We start from the raw sequence: 5,551 nt of genomic DNA, 5'->3' as shown, positions 1-5,551 counted from the left end.
CTGCTGCACCGATGGTCCCAAGCCACGCCAGCGCCAGCAGTTGCAGCACCCGGTCACGCCGCAGGATCTCCTCGGCCTCGCCGGCCAGCCCGCCGTCGACGTCGACCGCATAGCGCAGCAGCCCGATGGTGATCGGGATGATCGACACCGCGAACCACGATCCGGAGCCGTTGTCACGCTCGAAGGCGAACAGGCTGTAGCACACCACCGCCGCGGTGGCCGCCAGCGTCCAGACGAAGCGCAGGTAGGTGCCGGTGTAGCTCTCCAGCGATTTGCGGATCTTGGCGCCGGTCTGCTCGGCGAGCTGCAGCTCGGCGTAGCGCTTGCCGGCCGCGATGAACAGCGAGCCGAACGCCATCACCAGCAAGAACCACTGCGACAGGTAGATGTCGGTGGCCACGCCGCCGGCGATGGCCCGGATCAAATACGCCGAGGACACGATGCAGATGTCCAGCACCGCTTGGTGTTTGAGGCCGAAGCAGTAGGCCAGCTGCATGGCGAGATAGATGCCGATCACCAGCGCCAGGTTCGGAGTCAGCCACCAGGAGATGCCCAGCGACACCGCCGCGAGCACCACGGCCAGGGCATAGGCCAGCGACTCGGGCACCACCCCGGCGGCGATCGGCCGGAACCGCTTGGTGGGGTGTGCCCGGTCGGCTTCGACGTCGCGGGCGTCGTTGACCAGGTACACCGCCGAGGCCGCCAGGCTGAACACTACGAACGCGATCAGCACCTTGAACGCCAGGTCGAGGTAGTCGTAGTGCACGCCGCGGCCCAACGCGCCCAGCGGCGCGGCGATCACCAGCACGTTTTTCACCCACTGCTTGGGGCGCAGCGCCTTGATGACCCCGGTGACGAGGTTCGCCGGCGGCCCGTCCACCGCTGCCGTCTTTTCAGCCATTTGACTCTCCCGAGTTGTCCAGCCGGATCGCGACGGCTGCGACGGCGGCGCCGACGGCGACGCCGGTGGCGACGTCACTGGGATAGTGCACGCCGAGGACCATCCGAGATAGTGCCATGGGCGGCACCAGCACGGCGGGCAGCCGCAGGCCGGTGACCCGACCCAGCAGGATGGCCGCCGCGGTGGTGGAGGTGGCGTGCGCCGACGGAAAACTGAGCCGGCTGGGGGTGCCGACATTGACCGCGACCGCCGGGTGGTGCGGGCGTTCCCGGCGGACAACGCGTTTGATCACCACCGCGGTGGCGTGCGCGGCCAGCGCACCGGCCCCGGCGAGCAGCCAGCTGCGGCGTCGGCGTGGCTGGGCCAGCGCGCCCAGTGCCGAGACCGCCAGCCAGCCGAGGCTGTGCTCCCCGAAGTGCGACAGGCCGCGCGCGGCGGCCAGCACCCCGGGCCGGCCGGCCAGCGCCGACTGGACCGCCACCAACGCGGCCACTTCCCCGCGCGCCGGCGTCGGCTCAGCCATGGTCGGGCGCATCTTGGGGCAGCAGCACCGTCTCCCAGTGGTGGGTGCTGGACAGCACCGGCAGCGCCTCCCGGTAGCGCCGGCGCATGGCGTCGAACCGGCGCGCCAACTGGCGCTGGCGACGCAGCGACTGGAACAACAGCGCGAACATCTTGGCGCGGTCGCGCTGCCGGTACACCACACCACGCCCGTCGGCGGTGGTGACGGTGACACCGTCCTGGGTGCACAGCAAAAACCAGCGCGCATCCTGGGTCGGCACGTTGAGCTGCGGGCGCTGGTGGTGCACCGGGTCATGCCGGCGCACCTGGTGGGCGATCCCGCGGGCCAGCCGATAGCCGATGGCCACCGGGTTCACCGGCGGCTTCATCGCGCGATGCATCCGGGACGGCGCCGGCAGTTCGCTGGCCGCCGGCAGCGCCACCGCGTCCGGGTAGGCCTTGCGCATCGCGTGCACGTCCGGCAGCGCCGATTCCAGGATGGAAAAGATGTGCTCGGGGCCGGCCAGGAAGTCGTCGATCGCCTTGTTCTGGATCGCCACCGTCGAATATTCCAGGCAGGCAAGGTGTTTGAGCGTCGCCTTGAGGTGGCTGCGCAGCAGGCCGGTGACGTTGCCGTCCCAGTGCAGCGCCGCCACCACCAACCGGTTCCGCAGGTGGAAGTAGGCCTGCCAGTCGATGGCGTCGTCTTTGTCGCTCCACGCCATGTGCCAGATCGCCGCCCCGGGCAGGGTGACGGTGCGGTAGCCGTGTTCGGCGGCCCGCAGCCCGTATTCGGCGTCGTCCCATTTGATGAACGACGGCACCGGCTGGCCGAGCTCTTCGGCGACCGCCCGCGGGATCATGCACATCCACCAGCCGTTGAAGTCGACGTCGATGCGCCGGTGCAATTCCTCGGTGTCGGCCAGCGAGTCCTCGGCGAAGTTGTGGTCGTATTCGGTGTGCGGTGCGTTGGTCCACATGAACACGCTCTGGTCGACGACCTCCCCCATCACGTGCAGGTGCGACGGCTCCTGCAGGTTGAGCATCTGGCCGCCGATCAGGATGGGTTCCTTGGCGAACCGGTTGAGCGCCAGCGCCCGCAGAATCGAGTCGGGCTCGATGCGGATGTCGTCGTCCATGAACAGGATCTGTTCACAGTCGGTGTTTTTCAGGGCCTCGTACATCACCCGGCTGTAACCGCCGGACCCGCCGAGGTTGGGTTGATTGTGGATGGACAGCCGGGCGCCCAGGCCCGCGGCGGCCGCCGCAAAGTCGGGATGGTCGCGGACCTTCTTGGTGCCCTGATCGGGCACGATCACCGCGCCGATCACCTCGTCTACCAACGGATCCGAGGTGAGCGCGGCCAACGCGTTGACGCAGTCGTCGGGCCGGTTGAACGTCGGGATGCCGAGGGCGATGTTGGCCTTACCGGGTGCCGGGCACGGCGCGTACCAGCCGGCGTTGTGCAAGGTGACCGCGGTGTCGGTGGTGATGTCGAACCAGATCCAGCCGCCGTCCTCGAAGGGCTGCAGCCCGATCTCGAATTCGGCCACCGCCGGTTTGTTGTCCTCGCCGCTGCACACCGGCCGGCCGTCGACGGCGATGCGCGCGCCGGTGGCCTTGGAGCGGTAGATGTCGACCCGGGCCGAGCCGGTCAGCTCCACCCGCAACACCACCGAGCTCAGCGTCGACCAGCGCCGCCAGTAGGACGCCGGAAACGCGTTGAAGTACGTCGCGAACGACACCTCCGACTCGCCGCCGATCTCCAGGCTGGTGCGGGTCAGCGGATGCGCGCGGCGGCTGTTGGTGCTCGACTCCACGATGTAGAGCTTGCGCACGTCCAGCGGCTCACCGTGGCGGGGCAGGATGACCCGCGCCAGCCGGCTGACGGCCTTGCTGGGGGTGTCGTTCATCGGCAGCCGCTCCTTCTCCTCGCTGCGCTGTGCCGCGTCGCTGGGGCTCATCCCTTGCCGCTTTCCCTGTCGTTGTCATGCAGCGGCACACCGTCGCGCAGGTGTGGCGCGAGGATGTTGTCGTACATGCTCAGCGCACTGGCGATAGCCATGTGCATGTCCAGATATTGATAGGTGCCCAACCGGCCACCGAACAGCACCCGCGCCGAGGCCATCTCGGTTTTCGCCAACTCGCGGTACGCCTCGACCATCGCACGGTCGTCGGGGGTGTTGATCGGGTAGTACGGCTCGTCGTCGTCCTTGGCGAACCGGCCGTACTCGCGCATGATCACCGTCTTGTCCGTCGGGTAGGCCCGTTCGGGATGGAAGTGCCGGAACTCGTGGATGCGGGTGTACGGCACGTCGGCATCGTTGTAGTTCATCACCGGGGTGCCCTGGAAATCGCCGGTGTCGAGCACCTCGAGCTCGAAGTCCAGGGTGCGCCAGCCCAGTCGGCCCTCCGCGTAGTCGAAGTAGCGGTCCAGCGGTCCGGTGTACACCACCGGGGCGTCCGGGCTGGCGGCCCGCAGCTCGTCACGCACGTCGAACCAGTCGGTGTCCAACCGGACCTCGATGTTCTCGTGCGCGGCCATCTTCTGCAGCCAGGCGGTGTAGCCGTCGACCGGCAGACCCTCGTAGGTGTCGTTGAAGTAGCGGTTGTCGAACGTGTAGCGCACCGGCAGCCGGGTGATGTTGCTCGCCGGCAACTCCTTGGGGTCGGTTTCCCACTGCTTGGCCGTGTAGTGCTTCATGAACGCTTCGTAGAGCGGGCGGCCGATCAGGCTGATCGCCTTCTCCTCGAAGTTCTTCGCCTCTTTGGTGTCGACCTCGGCGGCCTGTTCGGCGATCAGCGCCCGCGCCTCGTCGGGGGTGAAATACCGGCCGAAGAACTGGCACACCAGGCCCAACCCCATCGGGAACTGGTAGGCCTGCCCGTTGTGCATCGCGAACACCCGGTGCTGGTAGCCGGTGAACTCGGTGAACTGGCGCACGTAGTCCCACACCCGCTTGTTGGAGGTGTGGAACAGGTGCGCGCCGTACTTGTGGACCTCGATCCCGGTCTGCGGCTCCGGCTCCGAGTAGGCGTTGCCGCCGATGTGCGGACGCTTCTCGACGACGAGGACGCGCTTGCCGAGCTGGGTGGCGACCCGCTCGGCAATCGTCAGGCCGAAGAATCCAGAGCCAACGACAAAGAGGTCAAAACGTGCGGTCATCGGCGCCTAGGGTATCCGACCACCCGGCCGCAGCCCGATTCGCAACGGCGCCGGGGCGCGGTGCAGTAGAGGTCGCGATTGCCTCACGATTCGATATCGTCACTCTAGTCTCACGAGTCACGGCCGTACCATCGATCGTGTCGGCTTCAAGCCGCGTCGTACAGCAAGACGACGACGAACCGTAGCCCAGATATTGAGGAGACTTCCGTGCCGAACCGACGTCGACGCAGGCTCTCGACAGCTATGAGCGCAGTCGCCGCCCTGGCCGTCTCGAGTCCTTTTGCAGTGGTCGCTGTGTCCGATCTGACCGACGCGCCCCAGCACGATCAGTTCGTGCAGGCGGCGGTGGTGACCGACCTGCCCAACGAGCTGATGTCGGCGCTCTCGCAGGGGTTGTCGCAGTTCGGCATCAACCTGCCGCCGGTGCCGACCGGCCTGGGGGGTGCTTCCACCGGCGGGTATCCGGGCATGTCGCCGGGGCTGACCTCACCGGGGTTGACCTCGCCGGGCCTGACTTCCCCCGGTGCCACGCCGGGGTTGACGTCACCGGGGTTGACCTCGCCAGCGGCGACGCCGGGCCTGACCGACCCGAGCTTGGCCACCCCGGGGGCGACGCCCGGGCTGACGTCACCGGGGTTGACCGACCCTGGATTGACCGACCCGGGGTTGACCAACCCTGCCGGCACCCTGCCGGGGGCCACTACGCCGGGGTTGACCAGCCCGGCCGGTATGACCGGGGCCACCACGCCCGGGCTGACCAGCCCAACCGGCCTGCCCGGGGCGACCACGCCGGGGCTGACCGACCCGTCGCTGGGCGGTGGGGGACTGGGGCTGACCGGTCCCAACGAGGTGCCGATCACCACCCCGGTGGGATTGGACCCCGGCATGGGCGGCACCTACCCGATCCTCGGTGATCCCTCGATGGGCGGCATGCCGGCCACCGGCGGGGCCAGCGGCGGGCTCGTCAGCGATGTGCTGAGCGC

The 5,551-nt window shown here is 68.4% G+C and carries 5 protein-coding genes; 1 reads left to right on the top strand and 4 read right to left on the bottom strand.

Translation table 11 applies throughout. From position 1 onward, the window contains the following. The 4 genes from BKN37_RS25445 to glf all read right to left on the bottom strand — a co-directional run. A partial coding sequence (locus BKN37_RS25445) for a decaprenyl-phosphate phosphoribosyltransferase (protein ID WP_071029875.1) occupies nt 1-901 on the bottom strand: 901 nt, incomplete at its 3' end. Next, complete coding sequence (locus BKN37_RS25440; protein WP_071029879.1) at nt 894-1,424, bottom strand: phosphatase PAP2 family protein; 531 nt, start codon at nt 1,422-1,424, stop codon at nt 894-896. The genes BKN37_RS25445 and BKN37_RS25440, both read right to left, overlap by 8 nt. After that, the gene (locus BKN37_RS25435) at nt 1,417-3,315 is read right to left on the bottom strand and encodes a glycosyltransferase (protein ID WP_071029877.1); all 1,899 of its coding nucleotides are present in this window, start codon (nt 3,313-3,315) and stop codon (nt 1,417-1,419) included. The genes BKN37_RS25440 and BKN37_RS25435 overlap by 8 nt, the downstream gene beginning before the upstream one ends. Nucleotides 3,316-3,362: 47 nt before the next feature. Continuing rightward, nucleotides 3,363-4,568, bottom strand: coding sequence for a UDP-galactopyranose mutase (glf, locus tag BKN37_RS25430; RefSeq protein WP_071029873.1), 1,206 nt, complete (start codon nt 4,566-4,568; stop codon nt 3,363-3,365). Nucleotides 4,569-4,775: 207 nt separating this feature from the next. On the opposite strand from glf, the gene BKN37_RS25425 reads away from it, so the two are divergent. Next, on the top strand, nt 4,776-5,551 hold a 776-nt coding region (locus BKN37_RS25425), incomplete at its 3' end, for a hypothetical protein (RefSeq protein ID WP_165618396.1).

Origin of the sequence: Mycobacterium talmoniae, from assembly GCF_001854525.1 — a bacterium.
Classification (GTDB): domain Bacteria; phylum Actinomycetota; class Actinomycetes; order Mycobacteriales; family Mycobacteriaceae; genus Mycobacterium; species Mycobacterium talmoniae.
Note: the sequence above shows the minus strand (reverse complement) of the source record. Positions and strands in the feature narration are given on the sequence as shown.

Coding starts and splice junctions, on each gene's coding strand:
- BKN37_RS25440 (WP_071029879.1), bottom strand. CDS start 1,424: ATGGCTGAGCCGACGCCGGCGCGCGGGGAAGTGGCCGCGTTGGTGGCG.
- BKN37_RS25435 (WP_071029877.1), bottom strand. CDS start 3,315: ATGAACGACACCCCCAGCAAGGCCGTCAGCCGGCTGGCGCGGGTCATC.
- glf (WP_071029873.1), bottom strand. CDS start 4,568: ATGACCGCACGTTTTGACCTCTTTGTCGTTGGCTCTGGATTCTTCGGC.